18 protein-coding genes are annotated in these 20,937 nt (G+C 68.2%); 11 read left to right on the top strand and 7 right to left on the bottom strand.

Translation table 11 applies throughout. The features are described from left to right. Nucleotides 1-45 precede the first annotated feature (45 nt). Nucleotides 46-1,389 carry a diguanylate cyclase gene (locus tag Q0P60_RS14935; protein WP_294995208.1) on the top strand — a complete coding sequence of 448 codons (1,344 nt, stop codon included), beginning with the start codon at nucleotides 46-48 and terminating at the stop codon, nucleotides 1,387-1,389. 85 nt (nucleotides 1,390-1,474) lie between these two features. After that, nucleotides 1,475-1,936 (top strand): bacteriohemerythrin, encoded by a 462-nt coding sequence (locus Q0P60_RS14930; RefSeq protein WP_053449260.1) that lies wholly within the window; start codon nucleotides 1,475-1,477, stop codon nucleotides 1,934-1,936. Here the strand turns inward: Q0P60_RS14930 and Q0P60_RS14925 are convergent. After that, nucleotides 1,917-3,218, bottom strand: coding sequence for an MFS transporter (locus Q0P60_RS14925; RefSeq protein ID WP_294995012.1), 1,302 nt, complete (start codon nucleotides 3,216-3,218; stop codon nucleotides 1,917-1,919). The two genes, Q0P60_RS14930 and Q0P60_RS14925, sit on opposite strands and share 20 nt — an antisense overlap. A 173-nt stretch (nucleotides 3,219-3,391) precedes the next feature. After that, entirely contained in the window at nucleotides 3,392-4,888 is a 1,497-nt protein-coding gene (locus tag Q0P60_RS14920) for an aldehyde dehydrogenase (RefSeq protein ID WP_294995009.1), read from the bottom strand. A 104-nt stretch (nucleotides 4,889-4,992) separates the two neighbouring features. On the opposite strand from Q0P60_RS14920, the gene Q0P60_RS14915 reads away from it, so the two are divergent. The 7 genes from Q0P60_RS14915 to Q0P60_RS14885 all read left to right on the top strand — a co-directional run bounded on the left by Q0P60_RS14915 (nucleotide 4,993) and on the right by Q0P60_RS14885 (nucleotide 13,633). Continuing rightward, nucleotides 4,993-6,345, top strand: coding sequence for an aspartate aminotransferase family protein (locus Q0P60_RS14915; RefSeq protein ID WP_294995006.1), 1,353 nt, complete (start codon nucleotides 4,993-4,995; stop codon nucleotides 6,343-6,345). Between the two features lie 63 nt (nucleotides 6,346-6,408). Continuing rightward, nucleotides 6,409-7,287 carry a plasmid replication/partition related protein gene (locus Q0P60_RS14910; RefSeq protein ID WP_294995003.1) on the top strand — a complete coding sequence of 293 codons (879 nt, stop codon included), beginning with the start codon at nucleotides 6,409-6,411 and terminating at the stop codon, nucleotides 7,285-7,287. A 111-nt stretch (nucleotides 7,288-7,398) separates the two neighbouring features. Further along, entirely contained in the window at nucleotides 7,399-8,685 is a 1,287-nt protein-coding gene (locus Q0P60_RS14905) for a DUF445 family protein (protein WP_294995000.1), read from the top strand. A 344-nt stretch (nucleotides 8,686-9,029) separates the two neighbouring features. Beyond that, nucleotides 9,030-11,252, top strand: a complete 2,223-nt coding sequence (locus tag Q0P60_RS14900; protein WP_294994997.1) for a TonB-dependent siderophore receptor — start codon at nucleotides 9,030-9,032, stop codon at nucleotides 11,250-11,252. A gap of 106 nt (nucleotides 11,253-11,358) precedes the next feature. Beyond that, the gene (locus Q0P60_RS14895) at nucleotides 11,359-11,673 is read left to right on the top strand and encodes a DUF3649 domain-containing protein (protein WP_294994994.1); all 315 of its coding nucleotides are present in this window, start codon (nucleotides 11,359-11,361) and stop codon (nucleotides 11,671-11,673) included. Continuing rightward, nucleotides 11,670-13,307, top strand: coding sequence for a PepSY-associated TM helix domain-containing protein (locus tag Q0P60_RS14890; protein WP_294994991.1), 1,638 nt, complete (start codon nucleotides 11,670-11,672; stop codon nucleotides 13,305-13,307). The genes Q0P60_RS14895 and Q0P60_RS14890 overlap by 4 nt, the downstream gene beginning before the upstream one ends. After that, the gene (locus Q0P60_RS14885; RefSeq protein WP_294994988.1) at nucleotides 13,304-13,633 is read left to right on the top strand and encodes a DUF3325 domain-containing protein; all 330 of its coding nucleotides are present in this window, start codon (nucleotides 13,304-13,306) and stop codon (nucleotides 13,631-13,633) included. Before Q0P60_RS14890 ends, Q0P60_RS14885 begins: the two co-directional genes overlap by 4 nt. 89 nt (nucleotides 13,634-13,722) lie before the next feature. Here the strand turns inward: Q0P60_RS14885 and rlmKL are convergent, their stop codons facing one another. Together rlmKL and Q0P60_RS14875 are read right to left on the bottom strand one after the other, a co-directional pair. Continuing rightward, nucleotides 13,723-15,861: a bifunctional 23S rRNA (guanine(2069)-N(7))-methyltransferase RlmK/23S rRNA (guanine(2445)-N(2))-methyltransferase RlmL gene (rlmKL, locus tag Q0P60_RS14880; RefSeq protein WP_294994985.1), complete on the bottom strand. Its 2,139-nt coding sequence runs from the start codon at nucleotides 15,859-15,861 to the stop codon at nucleotides 13,723-13,725. A gap of 145 nt (nucleotides 15,862-16,006) precedes the next feature. Next, entirely contained in the window at nucleotides 16,007-16,534 is a 528-nt protein-coding gene (locus Q0P60_RS14875; RefSeq protein ID WP_294994982.1) for a hypothetical protein, read from the bottom strand. 72 nt (nucleotides 16,535-16,606) lie between these two features. On the opposite strand from Q0P60_RS14875, the gene Q0P60_RS14870 reads away from it, so the two are divergent. Next, complete coding sequence (locus tag Q0P60_RS14870) at nucleotides 16,607-17,173, top strand: N-acetylmuramoyl-L-alanine amidase (protein WP_294994979.1); 567 nt, start codon at nucleotides 16,607-16,609, stop codon at nucleotides 17,171-17,173. 219 nt (nucleotides 17,174-17,392) lie between these two features. Here the strand turns inward: Q0P60_RS14870 and Q0P60_RS14865 are convergent, their stop codons facing one another. The 3 genes from Q0P60_RS14865 to Q0P60_RS14855 form a co-directional block, all read right to left on the bottom strand. After that, entirely contained in the window at nucleotides 17,393-18,295 is a 903-nt protein-coding gene (locus tag Q0P60_RS14865; RefSeq protein WP_294994976.1) for a sulfurtransferase, read from the bottom strand. Then, entirely contained in the window at nucleotides 18,292-19,104 is an 813-nt protein-coding gene (locus Q0P60_RS14860) for a CoA pyrophosphatase (RefSeq protein ID WP_294994973.1), read from the bottom strand. The genes Q0P60_RS14865 and Q0P60_RS14860 overlap by 4 nt, the downstream gene beginning before the upstream one ends. A 180-nt stretch (nucleotides 19,105-19,284) precedes the next feature. Beyond that, the gene (locus Q0P60_RS14855) at nucleotides 19,285-19,986 is read right to left on the bottom strand and encodes an FKBP-type peptidyl-prolyl cis-trans isomerase N-terminal domain-containing protein (RefSeq protein WP_005408797.1); all 702 of its coding nucleotides are present in this window, start codon (nucleotides 19,984-19,986) and stop codon (nucleotides 19,285-19,287) included. Nucleotides 19,987-20,152: 166 nt separating this feature from the next. Here Q0P60_RS14855 and Q0P60_RS14850 point away from each other — a divergent pair, with 166 nt between their 5' ends. Further along, complete coding sequence (locus Q0P60_RS14850) at nucleotides 20,153-20,935, top strand: enoyl-CoA hydratase-related protein (protein WP_294994969.1); 783 nt, start codon at nucleotides 20,153-20,155, stop codon at nucleotides 20,933-20,935. Nucleotides 20,936-20,937: the final 2 nt, after the last annotated feature.

The raw sequence follows: 20,937 nt of genomic DNA, 5'->3' as shown, positions 1-20,937 counted from the left end.
ACCGCCGCTATCCGTGCCGAGTCCTCCCTCGTGAGCCACCGCATCATGCCCGTGCTGCCGCAGGCCGCCATCGATGGCGACCTGGCCGATCCGTTGCCACAACGGATCCTGCTGGTTGAAAACTCCCGTGCGTTCACCAGCATGCTGCGCGAGGCCATCGAGCAGCGCCTGGAGCTGCCGGTGGTGATCGCGTCCACGCTGGCCGAGGCCGACCGCCTGCTCGGTGAAGGCGGTGGCTGGTTCCTGGTGCTGACCGGACTGGTCCTGGCCGACGGCGACCGTGATGCGGTGGTCGAATTCTTCCTCAAGCGCGGCCTGCCGACGGTGGTGGTCAGCGGCGTGTATGACGAGGACCTGCGCAAGCGCGTGCTGCAGCAGCAGATCATCGACTACGTGCTGAAGAACACGCCCGGCAGCATCGACTACCTGGTGTGGCTGGTGCAGCGGCTGGAACGCAACCGCCGCATCGCCGCGCTGGTGGTGGATGATTCGCCCTCCGCGCGCGGCTACGCCGCCGCGCTGCTGCGCATGTATGGCCATGAAGTGCACGAGGCCGCCGATGGCAACGAGGGGCTGGCCGCGATCGAGGCGCATCCGGCGATCCGCCTGGCGGTGGTCGACCAGGAAATGCCGGGCATGCAGGGCGTGGAGTTCACCCGCCGCCTGCGTACCCTGCGCTCGCGCGACAAGGTGGCGGTGATCGGCATCTCCGGCAATACCGACGCTTCGCTGATCCCTCGTTTCCTGAAGAACGGTGCCAATGATTTCCTGCGCAAGCCGTTCTCGCGCGAAGAGTTCTTCTGCCGTGTCTCACAGAACGTGGACCAGCTGGAACTGATCGGCACCCTGCAGGACCTGGCCACCCGTGACTTCCTCACCGGCCTGCCCAACCGGCGCTTCTTCCTGGAACAGAGCCAGCGCCAGCTGCCGCAGCTGCAGCTGCACGGCCAATGCGTGGCGGTGGCGATGATCGACATCGACCACTTCAAGCACATCAACGATACCCATGGCCACGAAGCCGGCGACGATGCGCTGCGCGCGGTGGCCGGCGCGGTGGCCGCGCACGCACGCAGCCAGGACCTGATCGCGCGCTTCGGCGGCGAGGAATTCTGCCTGCTGGTGCCGGACATGGAGCAGGACGAGGCCGTGCTGTACTTCGAGGCGCTGCGCCAGCGCATCGCTGCGCTGGAAGTGGACATCGGAACCGCCACCCTGCGCATGACGGTCAGCATCGGCCTGTGCTGCCTGCGCCCACAGCGCGATGCCCTGCACCGGCTGATCTCGGAGGCCGACCGCCAGCTGTACCTGGCCAAGGCCGCTGGCCGCAACCGGGTCAGCTGCACGACGGTGGCCAGCCCGCTGCGCCCGCGCGAGCCCGCGCTGCCCTGACCGGCACGCCTTGATCCAGATCAACGCCGCGCCCGTGCGGCGGCTCTACAGTCGGCCCCGACATACGCATGAAGGGACGCCGGGGATGGCACTACTGGTCTGGCAGGACGATCTGAACATCGGCATCGAGGTGATCGATCAGCAGCACCGCCGCATCATCGAGATGCTCAACCACCTGCACGTGGCCCAGGCCAGCATGCAGCGTGCCGCGGTCGGCGAAGTGATCGACGAAGTGGTGGACTACACCATGTCGCACTTCGCGTTCGAGGAAGAGCTGATGGAGGAAGCGGGCTACCCGTTCTGCGCCGCGCACAAGCGCGTGCATGAGGTTTTCATCAAGCGCGTGGCCGAGTACCGGCTGCGTTTCCAGGCCGGCGAGGACATCAGCGACGAGCTGCGCACCATGCTCTCGCGCTGGCTGTTCAACCACATCCGCGGCGACGACCAGGCCTACGCTGAGCAGGTCAAGGCGCACCTGAACCAGTTCGCCCGCGAGCACCAGGGCGGCGGTTGGCTGGGACGCACACTCAAGCGCTTCTTTGGTTGATCCGCAGCGCGCGCCGGTGCAACGCCACCAGCGCGCACAGGGTCGCGGCCGCGGTCAGGCACAGGTAGTAGCCGACCGCGACCAGACCGAAGCGCTCGGCCAGCCAGGTGGCCAGGTACGGCGCCGGTGCAGCACCGAGGATGCCGGCCAGGTTGAATGACAGCGAGGCACCGGTATAGCGCACCTCCACCGGGTAGATCTCGGCCAGGAACGTGCCGCAGGGGCCGTAGGTCAGGCCCATCAGGAACAGGCCCAGGCACAGGAAGGCGGTGACCAGCCACGGGCTGTGCGGCTGGAACAGTGGCGCGAACAGCACGCCGAAGCCGATGATCAGCACGCTGGCGACGATCATCGTGCGGCGCGTGCCCCAGCGGTCGCCATAGCGCGCCGACAGCGGGATGCCGAGCGCGAAGAACAGCATGCCGGCCATCTGCATCAACAGGAACTGCTCACGGCTGTAGCCCAGCACCGCGGTGCCATGGCCGAGGCTGAACACCGTCATCAGGTAGAACAGCACGAAGGTCGCGAACGCGCCCAGCGTGCCGAGCAGCATCGGCACCGGATGGTCGCGCAGCACCGTCCACATCGGCAGCCGCACCGGTGCCCTGCGTTCCAGCGCCTTGCGGAAATCGGGGGTCTCGTGGATGTTCAGGCGCACCCACAGGCCAAGCCCGACCAGCAGCGCGCTGGCCACGAACGGAATGCGCCAGCCCCACTGCAGGAAGTCGTCCTGGCTCAGGCAGCGGCCGAGCACCAGGAAGATGCCGGCCGACAGCAGGAAACCCAGCGGTGCGCCCAGCTGCGGAAACATGCCGTACCAGGCGCGCTTGCCCGGCGGTGCATTCTCGGTGGCCAGCAGTACCGCCCCACCCCACTCGCCGCCCAGGCCCAGGCCCTGGCCGAACCGGCACAGGGCCAGCAGTGCTGGCGCCCACAGCCCGATCTGCGCATGGGTCGGCAGCAGGCCGATCAGCACCGTGGACAGGCCCATGGTCAGCAGCGCGGCGACCAGGGTGGCCTTGCGGCCGATGCGGTCGCCGAAATGACCGAACACCGCCGAGCCGACCGGACGCGCGATGAACGCCACGGCGAAGGTCGCCAGCGACTGCAGCAACGCGGCCTGCTCGCTGCTGTCCGGGAAGAACAGGTGCGGGAACACCAGCACCGCAGCGGTGGCGTAGATGTAGAAATCGAAGAATTCGATGGTGGTGCCGATCAGGCTGGCCAGCAGGACACGGCGGGGGGAATTCACGGGCGGTGTGGCAGCGCGGGGCGTCGACATCGGCAACACGGGTAACGGTGGATCACCCGATTCTGCCACGCGCCGATGGTTTCAACCGACACCGATGCCAACGGAATCCAACGACCGCAGGGCAGCTGGCGTTGGCCGCCGGTGTTGAGCCGATCGCATGCTCGGCTGCTTCTGGCGGAATGCAGCCGAGCATGGGCTCGGCTCTACAATTGGATCCAGGTGGCCTTGATCTCGCTGTATTTGTCGAACGCGTGCAATGACTTGTCGCGGCCGTTGCCGGACTGCTTGTAGCCACCGAACGGCGCGCTCATGTCGCCGCCATCCCAACCATTCACCCATACGCTGCCGGCGCGCAGCTGGCGGGCGACGCGATGGGCACGGCCAAGATCGCGCGTCCACAGCCCGGCAGCCAGACCATAGCGGCTGTCATTGGCCACGCGCACCGCCTCGGCCTCGTCATCGAAGCCGAGTACGGCCAGTACCGGGCCGAATACCTCCTCGCGTGCCAAGGCCTGCTCCGGCCGCACCTGGTCGAACACGGTGGGCTGCACATAGCAGCCTCCCGCCTCCACATCGGCACGCTTCCCTCCCAGCAGCAACCGCGCGCCCTCGCCTTCGGCACGCGCGATATCGCCCATCACCTTGTCCAGATGCGCCGCGTCAACCAGCGCGCCCATCGGCGCATCGGCCTCCAGAGGATGCCGCGGCTGCATGCGCTGGCCATGGGCGACCACCTGGTGCACGAAGTCCTCGCGGATCGAGCGCTGTACCAGCAGCCGCGAACCGGCGGTGCAGACCTCGCCCTGGTTGAAGAAAATGCTCTGGGCAACGCCCCTGGCCGCGGCATCGAGGTCCGGGGCGTCAGCGAACACCACGTGCGGGCTCTTGCCGCCGCATTCGAGCCAGACCCGCTTGAGATTGGAACGGCCGGAGTACTCCAGCAGCTTCGCGCCGGTCGCGGTGGAGCCGGTGAAGGCCACCACGTCCACGTCCATGTGCAGGGCCAGCGGTTCTCCAACGCGTGCGCCATGTCCCGGCAGCACGTTCAGCACGCCCTCCGGCAGCCCCGCCTCGGCGGCGAGTGCCGCCAGCCGCAGCGCACTCAGCGGCGATCGCTCCGAGGGCTTGAGCACCACCGAGTTGCCCATCGCCAGCGCCGGCGCGATCTTCCAGCAGGCCATCAGCAACGGGAAATTCCACGGCACGATGGCCGCCACCACCCCGGTCGCCTCGCGCGTGACCAGCCCCAGCTCGTGCGGACCGGTCGGCGCGACCTCGCCATACAGCTTGTCCACGGCCTCGGCGGTCCAGGCCAGGCAGCGCACCACGCCGGGCAGATCGATGCGACGTGCGTCGCGCACCGGCTTGCCCATGTCCAGGGTCTCCAGCAGGGCCAGCTCGTCGGCGTGCTTTTCCACCAGCGCGGCCAGCGTCAGCAGCACGCGCTTGCGGTGGGCCGGGCTCGCGTGCGACCAGTGGCCCGCCTCGAACGAGCGGCGCGCCGCCTGTACCGCGCGCTCCACATCCTGTGCGTCGCAGTCGGCGACCGCGCCCAGCACGCGGCCATCGATCGGGCTGATGCAGTCGAAACGGGCGCCACTGGCGGCATCGGCGTAGCGGCCGTCGATGAAGGCCTGGCCGGGTATCGACAGGTGCAGGGACAGCGCCTGCCAGTGACTGCGGTCGGGGAAGTCGGCCATGCGAGGCTCCAGCGATCAACCAGCCCCGGTTATACCGGGGCCGCCGCGACTTCGCCGTGACGCGGCTGCGCTACATTCATCGCATCGGACCCGATGGAGCTGGCATGAAGCGTCCCGAGAGCGACCTGCACGACCTGGCCACCCAGCGCCCCGAGTCACTGGACGCGTACTGGATGCCGTTCACCGCCAACCGCCAGTACAAGGCCGCGCCACGCCTGCTGGTACGGGCCGAGGGCATGCACTACGAGGATGTGGACGGGCGCCAGATCCTCGACGGCACCGCGGGCCTGTGGTGCTGCAACGCCGGCCACGCGCGGCCGCGCATCGTCAATGCCATCGTTGAACAGGCTCGCACCCTCGACTATTCGCCGGCCTTCCAGATCGGCTCGCCGCCTGCGTTCGCACTGGCGCAGCGACTGGCGGCGCTGGCCCCGGCCGCGCTCAACCATGTGTTCTTCACCAGCTCGGGTTCGGAGGCGGTGGACACGGCGATGAAGATCGTACTGGCCTACCACCGCCAGCGCGGCGAGGGCCAGCGCACCCGCTTCATCAGTCGCGAGAAGGCCTACCACGGGGTCGGCTTCGGGGGCATGGCGCTGGGCGGGCTGCCCAACAACCGCAAACCGTTCGGCCTGCAGCTGGGCGGCGTGGACTACCTGCGGCACACCCTGGACCTGCAGCGCAACGCGTTCAGCAAGGGCCTGCCGCGGCAGGGCGCGGAGCTGGCCGACGACCTGGAACGGCTGATCGCACTGCACGATGCCTCGACCATCGCCGCAGTGTTCGTCGAGCCCATCGCCGGCTCCGCCGGGGTGATCCTGCCCGCACCGGGCTACCTGCAGCGCTTGCGCGAGCTGTGCGACCAGCACGGCATCCTGCTGGTGTTCGACGAGGTCATCACCGGTTTCGGCCGGGTCGGCATGCCGTTCGCCGCACAGCGCTTCGGCGTCACCCCGGATCTGCTGACCTTCGCCAAGGCGGTCAGCAACGGCGCGGTACCGCTGGGTGGCGTGCTCGCCAGCGACGCCGTGCATGCCACGCTGATGCAGGCGCCGCCGCAAGCCATCGAGCTGTTCCACGGCTACACCCATTCCGGCCATCCACTGGCCTGCGCGGCCGCCCTGGCCACACTGGAGGTGTATGCCGAGGAGCGCCTGTTCGAGCGCGCCATCGAACTGGGCGAGTACTGGCAGGAGCGGCTGCATGCGCTGCAGGGCCTGCCCAACGTCATCGACATCCGCAATTTCGGCCTGGTCGGCGCGGTCGAGCTGGCGCCGCGCCGGGATGCACCCGGCAGCCGCGGCTACGAAGTGTTCCGGCGCTGCTTCCACGAGGGTCGCCTGCTGGTGCGCTGCACCGGCGACATCATCGCGCTGTCGCCGCCGCTGATCGTGGACAAGGCGCAGATCGACCAGATCACCGGCACCCTCGGCGAGATGATCCGGGCCACGGCCTGAGCCGGGGCCGGCGGCGGCGAGCAGGTACAATGGGCGGTTCCGCTCCTGCTCGCTGCCGTGCCCATGGATATCGTCGTCAAAGAAGAACTCAAGGCCTACATCGACCCGCTGACCGCGGACGAACACGATGCGCTCGAGCGCAGCATCCTGGCTGAAGGCTGCCGTGATGCGCTGGTGCTGTGGGGCGATGTGCTGGTCGACGGGCACAACCGCTTCGGCATCTGCCAGAAGCACGGCCTGCCGTTCAACACCGTGCAGAACACCCGCTTCCAGAGCATGGAAGACGTGCACCTGTGGATGATCGAACAGCATCTGGGCCGGCGCAGCGTCTCCGACTTCCAGCGTGGCGTGCTGGCGCTGCGCAAGCGTGACATCCTGGCCGCGCGCAAGCAGGTCGAGCAGGCCCAGCTGCAGCGCGAGAGCGACGGCACCGCGGAGATCGTCGAAGACGCCGGCGAAGACAGCCCGCCGTGGGAACCGGCACCGAAGATCAGCCGTGCCGAGCTGGCCCGTGAAGCCAAGCTCAGCGCCAGCCAGGTCGGCATGATCGAACGCATCCACGCCCAGGCCGCGGCCGAGGTGGTGGAAGCGGTGAAGGCCGGCGTGATCTCGATCAGCGCCGCCGCCGCCGTGGCCGACCTGCCCGAAGAGGAGCAGCGTGCCGCTGCCGCCGGCGGCAAGGACGAGCTGAAGCAGGCCGCCAAGCGCGTGCGCGAATCCAAGCGCAAGCCGCGTGCTCCGAAGCCGGAAGCGGCCGGGATGGACGTCGAGGCGCTGGACGAGGACGAGATCGCCAGCCGTGACGCAGACGTCCTGTCGGCGCTGGAGCAGCTGGGCGAAGACGCGCCGGCACTGCGTCGCCGCATCGTCGCGCTGACCCGCGAGAACGATACCCTGCGCGCGCAGCTGGCCGCGCTGCGCAGGCAGCTGGAAGCGCTGTAACCGGTAGCGCCGGCCGCTGGCCGGCTTACGCGGCGCTTGCAGCATTCCAGGAATTGCCGGCCAGCGGCCGGCACTACCCGGCGCTCATCCACTGGCAGGTAGACTTCCAGGATGACGCCTGCCAACGATCCGCGCCGCGCACAGCTGCGGCGCCTGAAAGCCATCGCGCTGGGCCTGCTGCTGTTGATGCTGGCCGGATTCGCGGTCAGTCACTGGTACGGCGAACGCGGCATCTGGGCCTGGGTATCGGCCTTCTGCGAAGCTGCTGCGGTCGGCGCACTGGCCGACTGGTTCGCTGTCGTTGCCCTGTTCCGGCGGCCGATGGGCCTGCCGATTCCGCACACCGCGATCATTCCCCGCAGCAAGGAGCGGATCGGCGACAGCCTCGCCGTGTTCGTGCGCGACCAGTTCCTGGAGCCGCAGGTCCTGCTGGCCAGACTGCAGGTGTTCGACCCGGCCAGCCGGATCGGCAGCTGGCTGGCCGATCCGGCACGTTCGCGCATGCTGGCCGACATGGCGCGTGGCTGGGCGCTGCAGGCGCTGGATTTCTTCGACGAAACAGCGGTACGCAGGCAACTGCACGCGTTCGTGGTGCAGCAGCTGCGGCAGTGGAATGCCGCCGCCACCGCCGGTGAGCTGCTGGCCCTGCTGACCGCCGATGGCCGCCACCAGCGCGTGCTGGACGAGGGCCTGCAGCGGCTGGGGCGCTGGCTGGAGCAGCCGGAAGTGAAGGAGCGCGCCTCGCAGCTGATCGTGCGCTACATCCAGCGCGAATGGCCGACCCTGTCGAGCACGGTGAACTGGGTCAAGCCGATCGACGAGATCGGCGACAGCCTGGCCGAGCGGCTGGCGCGGGCCGTCCTGGAAGAGCTGCAGCAGGTACTGGCCGAGCCGGAGCACCCCCTGCGCCAGGACTATGAAGCCTGGTTGCAGACCTACGTGCAGCGCCTGCGCGAGGACCCGGCGCTGGCCGCGCGCATCGAGCAGCTCAAGCAGGAAATGATCGATCACCCTGCCCTGCAGGAGTATGTGCAGGGGCTGTGGGCGCGCATCCACGCCAGCCTGCGCGCCGACCTGCAACGCGACGACTCGGCGCTGGTGGGCCACCTGCAGCGCAGCCTGGCCTCGCTGGGCAGCAGCCTGCAGGCCGATCCGGCCCTGCGCGATGCGCTGAACCAGCATCTGCTGGAAGGCGCGCAGCGCCTGACCGGGCGCCTGCGCGAAGGCGTCACCACGCATATCGCACAGACCGTGAAGGGCTGGGACGAACGCCATCTGGTCGAGCAGCTGGAACTGAGCGTGGGCCGCGACCTGCAGTTCATTCGCTTCAACGGCACGCTGGTGGGTGGCCTGATCGGCCTGCTGCTGCACGCGGCGACGGTGGTGTTCAGGTTCTGACGGCCGGTGGCATCGCCGGCCACCGGAGCCCACACAGCCACCGCTTCAACCACCCTGCGCACTGGGGATGAAGCGCCTGCATGGCCGCCGCTGCCCGTCACGCTTGATTAACGAAATGCGAATGCCTATCATTTGCCAATCGGTTGTACGCTTAGCCAAGCGGGGCGCGCAGGCACGCACCCATCCGCCCCTTCGCCCGTGTACATCCCCCGACTACCGGGTCGCCCGCACTGCTGCGCGGGCGGCACACCGTCGATGGGACTCGCTGGGTGACGTGCGCGGAGCGCACGGCTGCTGTGTCTGCGCATTCCATCGCCTGTTTCGTCCTGCATGGAATCGCACCGATGGCAATGCCGCTGCCCCCTCCCCGTCCCACGTTGCTGGCCCTGGCTGTGACCGCATTGATGATCGCCCCGCTGGCCCACGCCGACGGCACTGCCGATCCTTCCGCGCGCACGCTGGATACGGTGAAGGTGACCGCCGATGGCGAGATACCCAACGGCTACACCGTCAGGAATGCACGCAGCGCTACCCGGCTGGACCTGTCGCTGCGCGAGACGCCGCAGTCGGTGACCGTCGTGACCCGCCAGCGCCTGGATGACATGGGACTGTTCTCGCTGTCGGACGTGATGGGCCAGGTCACCGGAGTCAGCGTCTCGGTGACCGACAGCGAGCGCATCAACTATGTCTCGCGCGGCTATACCATCGACAACTTCCAGATCGACGGCATGCTCAACACGTTCGGTGGTTCGGTGAAGACCAACACCGACAACGTGATCTACGAGCGCATCGAGGTGATCCGCGGCGCCACCGGCCTGACCACCGGCGCAGGCGATCCGTCCGGCACCATCAGCATGATCCGCAAGCGCCCGACCGACAGCTTCCAGATGGGTGCCAACCTGACCTTGGGCCGCTGGGGCAATCGTCGCCTGGAAGCCGACCTGGGTGGCCCGATCGCCTGGGACGGTCGCATCCGTGCGCGCGTGGTCGCCGCCAAGCAGCAGAGCGACTCGTTCCGCGATGTCTATGCATTGGACAAGGATGTGTTCTACGGCATCGTCCAGGCCGACCTGAGCGACAGCACGCTGTTCGAACTCGGCTACGAGTACCAGTCGCCGCATACCACCGGCGTGACCTGGGGCGTGGTGCCGTACTGGGGCGCCGACGGCACCCCGGCCAACCTGCCGCGCTCGACCAACCTGTCCGCGTCATGGAGTGCCTGGCCGATCGTTGAAAAAACCACCTTCGCGCGGCTGCAGCAACAGCTGGGCAATGGCTGGTCGCTGAAGGGCAATGTCAGCCACGCCGTGCGCGATACCGACGGCAGCGTCTGGTACGGCGCAGCCGGCTACCCGCGCGCCGACGGTAGCGGCGTGACTGCCTACATTTCCCACTTCAACGAACACAGCACGATGGATGTGTTCGACCTCAACGTGGCTGGGCCGTTCAAGCTGTTTGGCCGCGAACATGAGCTGGTGCTCGGCCTCGGCCAATCGGTACGCAAGGGCGAATCGGAAGGCATGGACTTCGATTACAGCACCGCCTACGCGGTGGTACCGGACTGGCGTCACTGGAACGGTGATGTGCCGGTGCTGCCGGTCACCCGCCTCGGCCGCCTGGCCTCGCAGAACGAACTGCGCCAGCGCGCGGCCTATGTCGCCGCGCGCCTGCGCCTGGCCGACCCGCTGCTGGCGGTGCTCGGCGCGCGCTACGGCAGCTGGGAGACCCGCAGCTGGACCTACGGATATGACGCCAACGGCACCCGCAACCGCACCACCCGCACCGGCTACACACCCGACGATTCGCTGACCCCGTACCTGGGCCTGGTCTACGACTTGAACGCCATCTTCAGTGGCTATGTCAGCTACACCGACATCTTCAAGCCACAGAACTACCGCGACCGCAACGGCAACTACCTGGAACCGGTGGTCGGCAACATGTACGAAGCCGGGGTCAAGGCCGAATTCTTCGGCGGCCTGCTCAATGCGTCTGCCGCGGTGTTCGAAGGCCGGCAGGACAATGTTGCCGAGATTGATGATTCGGTGCCGCTGAACTCGCTGCCCGACGGTGGCCAGCCCTACCGTGCAACCGGCAAGGGCAACAAGGTCAAGGGCTGGGAGATCGAAACCCAGGGCAGCATCGGCGAACAGTGGAATGTCTCGGCCGGTTTCGCCCATACCGTCATCCGCAACAGTGCCGGCGTGCAGCAGCGCACCAACACCCCGAAGGACACCTTCCGGCTCAATGCGAGCTGGCGCCCCGGCGGCATCGATGGCCGCTTCTGGCTGGGCGGCGGCGTGACCTGGCAGAGCCGCCTCTGGAACAACAGCACCAAGCCGGCCGCCGATTACCTCAGCACTGGCCGTACCGAGCGCGCGCGGATCACCCAGGACGCGTTCTACCTGCTGAACCTGGCCGGCGGCTACCGCTTCAACGAGAACTTCGCCGCCCAGCTGAACATCAACAACGTGCTGGACAAGAAGTACTTCAACAACGTCGGTTTCTACAACGGCGTGTACTGGGGCGAACCGCGCAATGTCACCCTGACGCTGCGCTGGAAGCTCTGACCCCCGATGGATGCCGCCGGTTCTGCGACCGGTGCGCGGCCACGGATGGCCACCCCGGCGTACTGCGGTACGCCGGTCCCTTCCCACTGAAACCTGCAGGAATGCCGTGGACCGCTCGCCCGCAACCGCCAGCCCCCGCACCTTCTTCTCCAATCCACGCTGGGGCGTACTGTCACGCTCGCTGGCCGCGATCTTCGGCGGCTATGCGCTGGCCTCGATGACCAGCGTGTTCTGCGCGGTAGCGCTGCCCGGTGCACGCGGCCAGACCGTGCTGACCGGCATGCTGCTGGCCATCCTGGTGGCGGCCTGCGCGGCGTTGTGGGCGTTTGCCACCCGCAGCGCGCTGCGCGCCTGGATCGGGATTGTCGCGCCTACCCTGCTGATGGCAGCGGTCGCCCGCCTGCTGGGAGCGTGGGCATGAAGAACGGATTCCGCCAATCGATGGCCTGGCTGCACACCTGGACCGGCCTGCTGGTCGGCTGGCTGCTGCTGCTGATCTTCATGGCCGGCACCGCCAGCTACTACCGCGAGGAGATCAGTCGCTGGATGCGCCCGGAACTGCCCTCCAGCAAGGTCAGCATCGACGTGGCCGCGCAGCGCGCGGTGGATTACCTGCAGGCCAATGCCACGCAGGCCGAGAACTGGTTCGTCACCCTGCCACAGCCGCGCAATCCGGCCATGCAGATGTTCTGGCGGTTGCCGCCGGAACTGGCCGACCCCAGCCGTGGCCGCCGCGGCGGCTTCGGCGATGCCACGCTGGACCCCAACACCGGCCAGGCACTGAAGGCGCGCGAGACCCGTGGCGGCGACTTCTTCTACCGCCTGCATTTCGACCTGCATTACATCCCTGTGCTGTGGGCGCGCTACCTGGTCGGTTTCTGCGCGATGTTCATGCTGGTGGCGATCATCACCGGGGTCATCACCCACAAGAAAATCTTCAAGGACTTCTTCACCTTCCGCAAGGACAAGGGCCTGCGTTCCTGGCTCGACTTCCACAACGTCAGTGCGGTGATGGCGCTGCCCTACCACGCAATGATCACCTACACCGGCATCGTCACCCTGATGATCATGTACCTGCCATGGGGAGTGAAGGTGGCCTACCCGCAGGACGAGGACAAGTTCTTCAGCGAGGCATTCGGCGGCATGCCCGAGGTCACCGCGCCGGCCGAAGGCCGTGCCGTGCCGCTGCCGATCGCGCAGCTGCTGGACAGCGCGCGTGCACATTGGCATGGCGTCGAGGTTGCCGGCTTCACCGTGTCCAACCCGGGTGCGGCCAACGCGGTGATCGACATCCGCCAGCGCGACGGCAAGCGCCTGTCCACCGATACCCCGGCCGTGCGCTACAACATGGTCACCGGCGCACTGCTGGAAGAGACCCCGCCTTCCGGTGGCGCCACCGCCACCCGCGGCGTGATGTACGGCCTGCACCTGGCGCGGTTCGCCGATTGGGGCCTGCGTGCACTGTTCTTCCTGTCCGGCCTGGTCGGCTGCCTGATGGTCGCCAGCGGCGTCGTGCTGTGGGCGGTGAAGGAGCGACCCAAGCATGCCAAGAGTGGCCGTACCGGCTTCGGCCTGCGCCTGGTCGACGCGCTGAACATCGGTACCGTGGCCGGCCTGCCGATCGCGTTCGCCGCCTACTTCTGGGGCAACCGCCTGCTGCCGCTGGACATCGCCGAGCGCTCCAGCGCCGAAGCCAACGTCTTCTTCTATGCATGGGGTGCGGCCCTGCTGGCCGCCTTCATCTGGCCGAAGCGGAAGATGTGGGCGTGGCAGCTCTACCTGGGTGCCGCGGCGTTCGCGCTGGTGCCGGTGGTCAATGCCCTGACCACGCATGCGCACCTCGGCATCACCCTGCGCAACGGTGACTGGGTGCTGGCCGGCTTCGACCTGTCGATGATCGCCTTCGGCGCGATGCTGGCATTGTGCGGCTGGCGCATGCAGCACTGGACGCCGCCGCTGAGCGCGGCCGAGAAGAAGAAGCGTGCCGCGGCCGCGGCTGTATCCAAGGCCCCGGTGGATGCTGCGGAAGCGGCCGAAGCGGAGGCCAGCGCATGATGCTGCTGGCATTGACCCTGTCGTTCTCTGCGTTCACCGCGCTGTCGCTGGCGATGGAGAAACACCAGCATGACCTGCACGGCAAGGCCGCGGCCACACCGGCACGCCGCACGCAGTGGCGGGTGCTGGGCTGGAGCCTGCTGACGGTGGCGTTCGCGTTGTGCGTGGCCGACCACGGCTGGGCGATGGGCCCGGTCCTTTGGCTGGGCACGATGACCCTGGGCGGCGTGGCGCTGTCGTTCGGGCTGTACCCGTACCGACCGAAGTGGATCGCCGCATTGGCGATCGCGTTGCCGGTGCTGGGCCTGGTGGTGGCCATGGTGTAGCCGACGACGGGGTCAGATCCCCTGCGCACCGCGCAAGGGCTCTGACCCCGGGTCTCCCGGTTGCCGGCCAGCGGCCGGCACTACCGGGCTTACCCCAGCCGCTTCAGCTCCCACGCACGGTGGATGCGCGCGTTGCGCTCGAAATCCGGCCCGATGGTGCGCGCGGTGATCTCGCGGCACTGGGCGAATTCGGCGATCGCGTTCTCCTCCAGCTTGAAGCGGCGGAAGTTGTTGGAGAAGTACAGCACGCCGCCCGGCGCCAGTCGTGCCACCGCCGCACGCAGCAGCTTCAGCTGCTCGCGCTGCACGTCGAAGTCATCGGCACGCGCCGAGTTGGAGAACGTCGGCGGGTCGCAGAAGATCACGTCGTACTGGCCCCGGTCTGCTTCCAGCCACGCCATCGCATCGGCCTGCACCAGCAGGTGCTGGTTGCCGCCCTGCCCGTTCAACGACAGGTTGTCATAGCACCACTGCAGGTAGGTGGCCGACAGGTCGACGCTGGTGGTGCTCGCGGCACCGGCCACGGCCGCCTGCACGCTGGCCACGCCGGTGTAGCAGAACAGGTTGAGGAAGCGCTTGCCACGCACCTGCTCGGCCATCTGCCGGCGCAGCGGGCGATGGTCGAGGAACAGGCCGGTATCCAGGTAATCGAACAGGTTCACCTGCAGCAGCGCATGGTTCTCGCGCACCACGATGAACTCTTCGCGTTGCTCGAAGCGACCGTACTTGCTGCCGCCCTTGCCGCGCTCGCGCGACTTCATCGATACCTGTTCCGGCGGCACCCCGAATACCTCGCGCGCGGCGGCCAGCAGTTCGTTGCGGCGGCGACGCACGTCGTTCTCCGGAATCGCGGCCGGGGCGGCGTACTCCTGCACGTGCAGGAAGGTACGGCGCTTGCCACCCTCTTCCTCGTAGACGTCGATGGCGGCCGCGTACTCCGGCAGGTCGGCGTCATAGGCGCGGAAGCAGGTGATGTCCTCGCGGGCACGCCAGCTCTTGAATTTCTTCAGGTTCTTGCGCAGGCGGTTGGCCACCATCTGCGCACCTTCGCTCAGTTCGCGCGGCTGCGCCGGGTCACGCCCCGGCACGGCAATCGGATCGCAGACGATCAGCGCGCATTCCAGCGCGCCGTTGAACATCTGGTACTTCTTGCCCGCACGCAGGCCGGTGGCGAAAGCCAGTTCGTCGTTGCCGCACAGCAGGCTGGCCCGCCACTGCGGCACCGCCTTCTGCAGCGCATTGCCGAGCGCACGGTACAGCGCCGGATCCGCGGCCAGGCGCTCGTCGTACGGCGGGTTGCAGACCACCGCACCGATCTCCTGCTCAGGCGCTGCCAGATCGGCCACGTCGGCGCGGGTGAAGCGGATCGCATGGGCAACGCCGGCCACTTCGGCATTCTCACGGGCCGCCTGGATCGCGGTCGGATCGATGTCACTGCCGTGGATGACCGGCTTCAGCGCGGCCAGGCCGGCCGCCTCGCGGTCGCGTGCCTCGCTCTGGATGGTTTTCCAGGCGGCCTTGTCGAAGCCCAGCCAGCGGCTCGGCGGCAGGCTGCCGTGGCGCATCAGGCCGGGGGCAACGTCGGCGGCCATCAGCGCGCCTTCGATCAGCAGCGTACCGCTGCCGCACATCGGGTCCAGCAGCCCACCGCCGGCGGCGTGCAGGCGCGGCCACTGCGCGCGCAGCAGCAGCGCGGCGGCCAGGTTCTCCTTCAGCGGCGCCTCGTGGGCGGCCCCGCGCCAGCCGCGGCGATGCAGCGGGCCACCGCCCAGATCGATCGACAGCGAGGCACGACCCTTGCGCAGCGACAGGTTGACGCGCACGTCCGGCAGGTCGGTGTTGACCGATGGCCGCTCCAGACCCTCATCGCGCATGCGGTCGACGATGGCGTCCTTGATCCGCTGCGCGGCGAAGCGGGCGTGGGTGATCTTGTCGCCGGACACGTGTGCGTCCACCGCCAGCGTCATCTCGGGCTTGATGTGCTCGTGCCACGGCAGCGCACGCACGCCGTCATACAGGGCCTGTTCGTCCGGGCAGTCGAACTCGTCGATCGGCCACAGCACGCGGCTGGCCAGGCGCGACCACATCACGATCCGCAGCGCCTGCTCCAGTTCGCCTTCGGCGTTGACGCCGGCAATGGTGGCAGTGGCCTTGCCAAGGCCGAGGGCCGACAGTTCATCGGCAAGCAGGTATTCCAGGCCCTTGGCGCAGGAGACGAAGAATTTCACGGGATCGGTTCGCAGGTGGTCGGGCGCGGCACAACGGCCGGGCCGGTAAGAAAGGAGGGCCGTAAGCACGGCCGGCAGGCCCGCGCCGGGGGCGGCGGGGCTGCCATTGTAGTCAATGCGGGCGGGCGCGCCGTGCGCCCGGGCTTCACAGTTGCCGCAGCAGGCGCTCGAAGGCCTGCGCGGAGGCTTCCACGTGGTGTTCCAGGCGGTGCCCGTCGTCGACCAGCAGCAGCTGCGCCGAGCGCGCCTGCGCCCAGGCGATCACCCCCGCAGCCGGAACCACGTCGTCATGCCAGGCCTGGACCACGCTGGTCGGCACCGCCGCGGCATCCAGCGCCGGCATCGGTCCCATGTGGGTCGGCGGCACCATCAGGAACAGGCCGGCCACTGGTACCTGCAGCGACGCGATGGCCGAGATATAGGCACCGAGGCTGGAACCGGCCAGCACCACCGGCCCCTGCCGGGCGGCAATGGCGGTGCGTTCGACCAGGCGGCGCAGCCGGGTCGGCACGTCGCCCACCCGGCTGACCTGGCTCATCGCGTCCAGGTCGGTGTAGTCCGGGCGCTCATGGGTCCAGCCCAGCCGCTGCGCCACGTCGGCCAGCGCCGTGACCTTGGTCGCTTCCGGGCCGCTCTCGAAGCCGTGGGACAGGATGCAGTGGCCACGGCTCATGCGCACGCTCCGTGCGAGCGGGCCGGCGATGAAAGAGGAGGCAGGTTCATGCCGCAATGCTAGCATCGCCGGATGCCCAACCCGCTCCTGCCCGGCCTGCAGCTGCAGCCTCTGCCCTACCACGACCACCTGCCGCTGCGCGACCCGGCCACGCTGGAGATGGTGGTGATCCACTGCACCGAGCTGCCGGACCTGGTCATGGCCCGCGCCTACGGCGAGCGCGTGTTGTATGAAAGCGGCGCCGGCAACAGCGGCCACTTCTATATCGACCGCGATGGCAGCGTGGTGCAGTACGTGGCACCGGAGCGCGTGGCCCACCACGTGCGCGGCATGAACGCGCATACCTTAGGCATCGAGCTGGTCAATACCGGCCGCTATCCGGACTGGTTCGACAGCCGTCACCAGGCGATGGACGAGCCGTACAGCGAGGCGCAGCTGCGGGCCCTGGAGCAGCTGCTGCTGGCACTGGTGGCGCGCTATCCGTCGCTGCGCCGGATCGCCGGGCACGACCAGCTGGACCTCGAGCAGGTGCCGGCCAGCGACAATCCGGCGCTGACGGTGGCGCGCAAGCGCGATCCGGGCCCGCTGTTCCCGTGGGCGCGGATCCTGGCCAAGGTGCCGCTGCAGGGGTTGGGGTGAGGGTTTGCAGGGCTGCGCCCTGCACCTGCAGAAGTCGAAGCCGAAGCCAGAGCAACAGCAGAAGCTGACTTCCTGAGGGGAGGCGGGGTGGGTGCCGACCTTGGCCGACACGGTAGATCCACGCCATGCGTGGATGAACTTCGAATCGATCGGAACGAGCCTTTGTAGAGTCGAGCCATGCTCGACTGCTTCATGCGCGATGCGTGCGAGGGTACGAGCTCAGGCGCCGGTCGCGACCGGTCGCGAGCTGTCACTGACCCAGCCGCTCCAGGAGTCGGCGTAGATGCGCGCGCCCGCCAGGCCGGCCGCCTCCATCGCCAGCAACAGATGGCAGGCGGTGACACCGGAGCCACACATCAGCACCACCTGCTGCGGATCACGGTTGCCGATCACCCCCTGCAGTTCGGCGCGCAGCGCCTGCACATCGCGCAGGCGGCCGTCGAGCACGTTCAGCGCGAACGGGCGGTTGACCGCACCCGGTACGTGGCCAGCAACCGGGTCCAGCGGCTCCACTTCGCCGCGGAAGCGTTCGCCGGCGCGGGCATCGACCAGCCAACCCGGCGCATGCTTCAGGCGTGCACTGATCTCATCGGCATTGGCGATCTGGGTGGTATCGAAACGGCCCGGATAGGCCGGCAGCGCCTCCACCTCACCGTGGCCAGCGACCAGGGGCTGGCCGGCCGCCTGCCAGGCGGCGATGCCGCCGTCGAGCACGGCCACCCGGCTGTGCCCGATCAGGCGCAGCAGCCACCACAGCCGCGAGGCGGCCATGCTGCCGTCGCTGCCGTCATAGACCACGACCTGGGTATCGGGGTCGATCCCCCACTGGCCCAGTCTGGTGGCGAAGGCGTCGCTGTCCGGCAGTGGATGGCGGCCGTGGCCGATGCGTGCCAGATCGGACAGGTCGCGGTTGAGATCCGCATGCACCGCGCCCGGAATATGCCCCGCCAGGTACTGCTCGCGCCCGGCCTGCGGATCGGCCAGCGAAGCGCGGGCATCGACCACGCGCACCGCGGTGCTGGCGGTGGCACGCGCGTCGACCACGCGGACGCCCTCGCCCAGCGCGGCGGACAAGGTGGCGACATCGACCAGGGTGGTCCAGGGCGGATCGATCGGCTTCATTGCGCTTGCTCCAGGCGGCGACGCAGGTTGTAGAGAATGGCGGCGGTCGCGCCCCAGATGCGCTGGCCGGGCCAGCCGTACTCGAGGACGTGGCGGACGCGTCCGCGATGATTGATTTCGACCTGGCGCAGGTTGTCGGCCGACATCAGGTAATCCAGCGGCACTTCGAATACCTCGGCCACTTCGCTGGGCTGTGGAACCGGCACGAAATCCGGGTCGACCACCGCCACCACCGGGGTGACCCGGTAGCCGGTAATCGTCACGAAGGGATCGAGATAACCCAGGGCCTGCACCTGGCCGGGGGCCAATGCGATTTCCTCCTGGCTCTCGCGCAGCGCGGCAGCCAGTGCATCGCGATCATCGGGTTCGGTGCGGCCGCCGGGGAAGCCGACCTGGCCACCATGCGTGCGCAGGGTTTCGGTGCGCCGGGTCAGGATCACCTGCGCGCCGTTGGCGCGCGGCACGATGCCGGCCAGTACCGCCGCCTCCACCGGTGGCCCGGGCGGCAGCAGGTCGATCAGCTCGCTGCGGTTCCAACCGTCACCGGCCGGCGGTTCGGCCAGTGGATGCAACGCGCGCATCAGTCGTTCGTGGTCGGCCAACGAGCCGCGCAGTGAGTGCTGCAGCTGCTGGCGCAAGGGTTGCACGCGGTGCAGGATGCGGCTGCGTTCGTCGCTGCTCATCGACGACCACCGTGCGATCTCATCGATATGCCGCCCGCAGCCGGTGCACTGCCGGTCCGTATCCAGCTCGCATACTCCGATGCAGGGGCTTGCCACAACACGCGCCGATTCTTCCAGTGTTTGCACCCGCCAACAGTAGCGCGAATGGGCCGGGTTTGCGCGGGGGCAACCACGCGGCGCATGGCACGTTGCATCGTGCGGCGCATGTTCGCCGGGCATGGCACGGCGCTTCCGGCCGCGCTCCGCGCAAACAGAAACGCGCCGGTGGGATCACCGGCGCGTTGCGTTTACTGCTTCGATCTGCTGTTACTTGACGCTGACCAGCTTGATCTCGAACTGCACAGCCACGTTCGGCGGGAACGGGGTGCGCGGGTCGGCACCGTAGGCCTGGTCCGGCGGCAGGGTGACTTCCCACTTCGAGCCTGCCGGCATCTGCAGCAGGGTCTCGCGCATGGCCTTCATTTCGACTTCGCTGACCTTGATCGACGGAATCTGCTGGGCCGGGCGGGCTTCGGTCGGGCGCTGGCCGTACGGGAACGGACCGGCCACTTCCAGCTGCACGGTGCTGGCCTGGGTCGGCTTGGCACCCTTGCCGGCTTCGATCACGCGGTACTGGACGCCGCTCGGCAGGGACTGCACGCCGGCCTTGGCCTTGTTCGCCGCGATGAACTGATCGCTCTTGGTCTTGTTTTCGGCAGCGGCCTTTTCGTACTCGGCCTTGGCGGCCTGGGCACGGCCCTGCTCGCGCTTCTGGAAAGCTTCAACGGCCGGCTTCAGCTGCTCGGCGGTGATCGCCGGCTGCTTCTTGGCGTAGGCATCCTGCAGGCCCTTCACCACCGAGTTGATGTCCAGCTGCTCACCACGACCGGTCAGCTCCGCCAGGTTGTTGCCGTAGTCGTAACCGAAGTAGTAGCTCAGCTTGCCCTTTTCGGACGAAACGTCCTGGGCGAAGGCATTGCCCGTCAGGGCCAGGGCCGCGACGGCGACCGCGATAGAACGCAACTTCATCAAACAGTTCTCCAGGGGTGGTAACTCAGGGACGTTCTGCGCCGCCCTGAGGCGACGGGTTAGGATAACGGGCGCAACGTATAACCGCTACTCACGATGCAGGCTATGACCCGTCTGCGTTCGCGGAGTTCAATATCACTTTTTTTTAACGTTCCAGGAGTTTCCCGTGGCCGATGCCCTGATCGCTGTCGCCGACGACGGCGCCATCCGCACCGTGACCGTCCAGCGCCCGGACAAGCTCAATGCCCTGAATGCCGCGACCCTGCAGGCCCTTGCCGAGGCATTCAGCGCGGCTGCGGCCGACCCGGAGGTGCGCGTGGTGGTGCTGACCGGTGCCGGCCCCAAGGCCTTCGTGGCCGGTGCCGACATCGCGGAAATGAACACACTCAGTGCGGTTCAGGGACGTGATTTCTCGCTGCTGGGCCAGGCGCTGATGCGCCAGATCGAACGCATGCCCAAGCCGGTCATCGCCCGCGTGAACGGTTTTGCGCTGGGCGGCGGCCTGGAACTGGCGATGGCCTGCCACCTGCGCATCGCCGCAGACAGCGCCAAGGTCGGCCAACCGGAAATCAATCTTGGGCTGATTCCCGGCTTCGGTGGCAGCCAGCGCCTGCTGCGCCTGTGTGGCCGTGCCGCCACCCTGGAACTGTGCCTGCTGGGCGCACCGATCAACGCCGCGCGTGCGCTGGAGCTGGGCATCGTCAACGAGGTGGTGCCCGCCGACGCGCTGGACGATCGCGTGCAGGACGTTGCCCGGCAGCTGGCGCGGTCGGCCCCGCTGGCCCTGCGTGGTCTGCTCGATGCGGTGCACGTGGGCGGCGAATGCAGCCTGGAAGCCGGGCTGGAATACGAAAGCGCGCAGTTCGGCCTGCTGTTTGCCACCGAGGACATGCGCGAAGGCACCAGCGCCTTCCTGCAGCGCCGCCCGCCGGCCTTCCAGAACCGCTGACG

Origin of the sequence: uncultured Stenotrophomonas sp. (assembly GCF_945952405.1) — a bacterium.
Taxonomy (GTDB): domain Bacteria; phylum Pseudomonadota; class Gammaproteobacteria; order Xanthomonadales; family Xanthomonadaceae; genus Stenotrophomonas.
The sequence above is the reverse complement of the archived record's forward strand: the minus strand, read 5'-3'. Positions and strand labels throughout refer to the sequence as shown.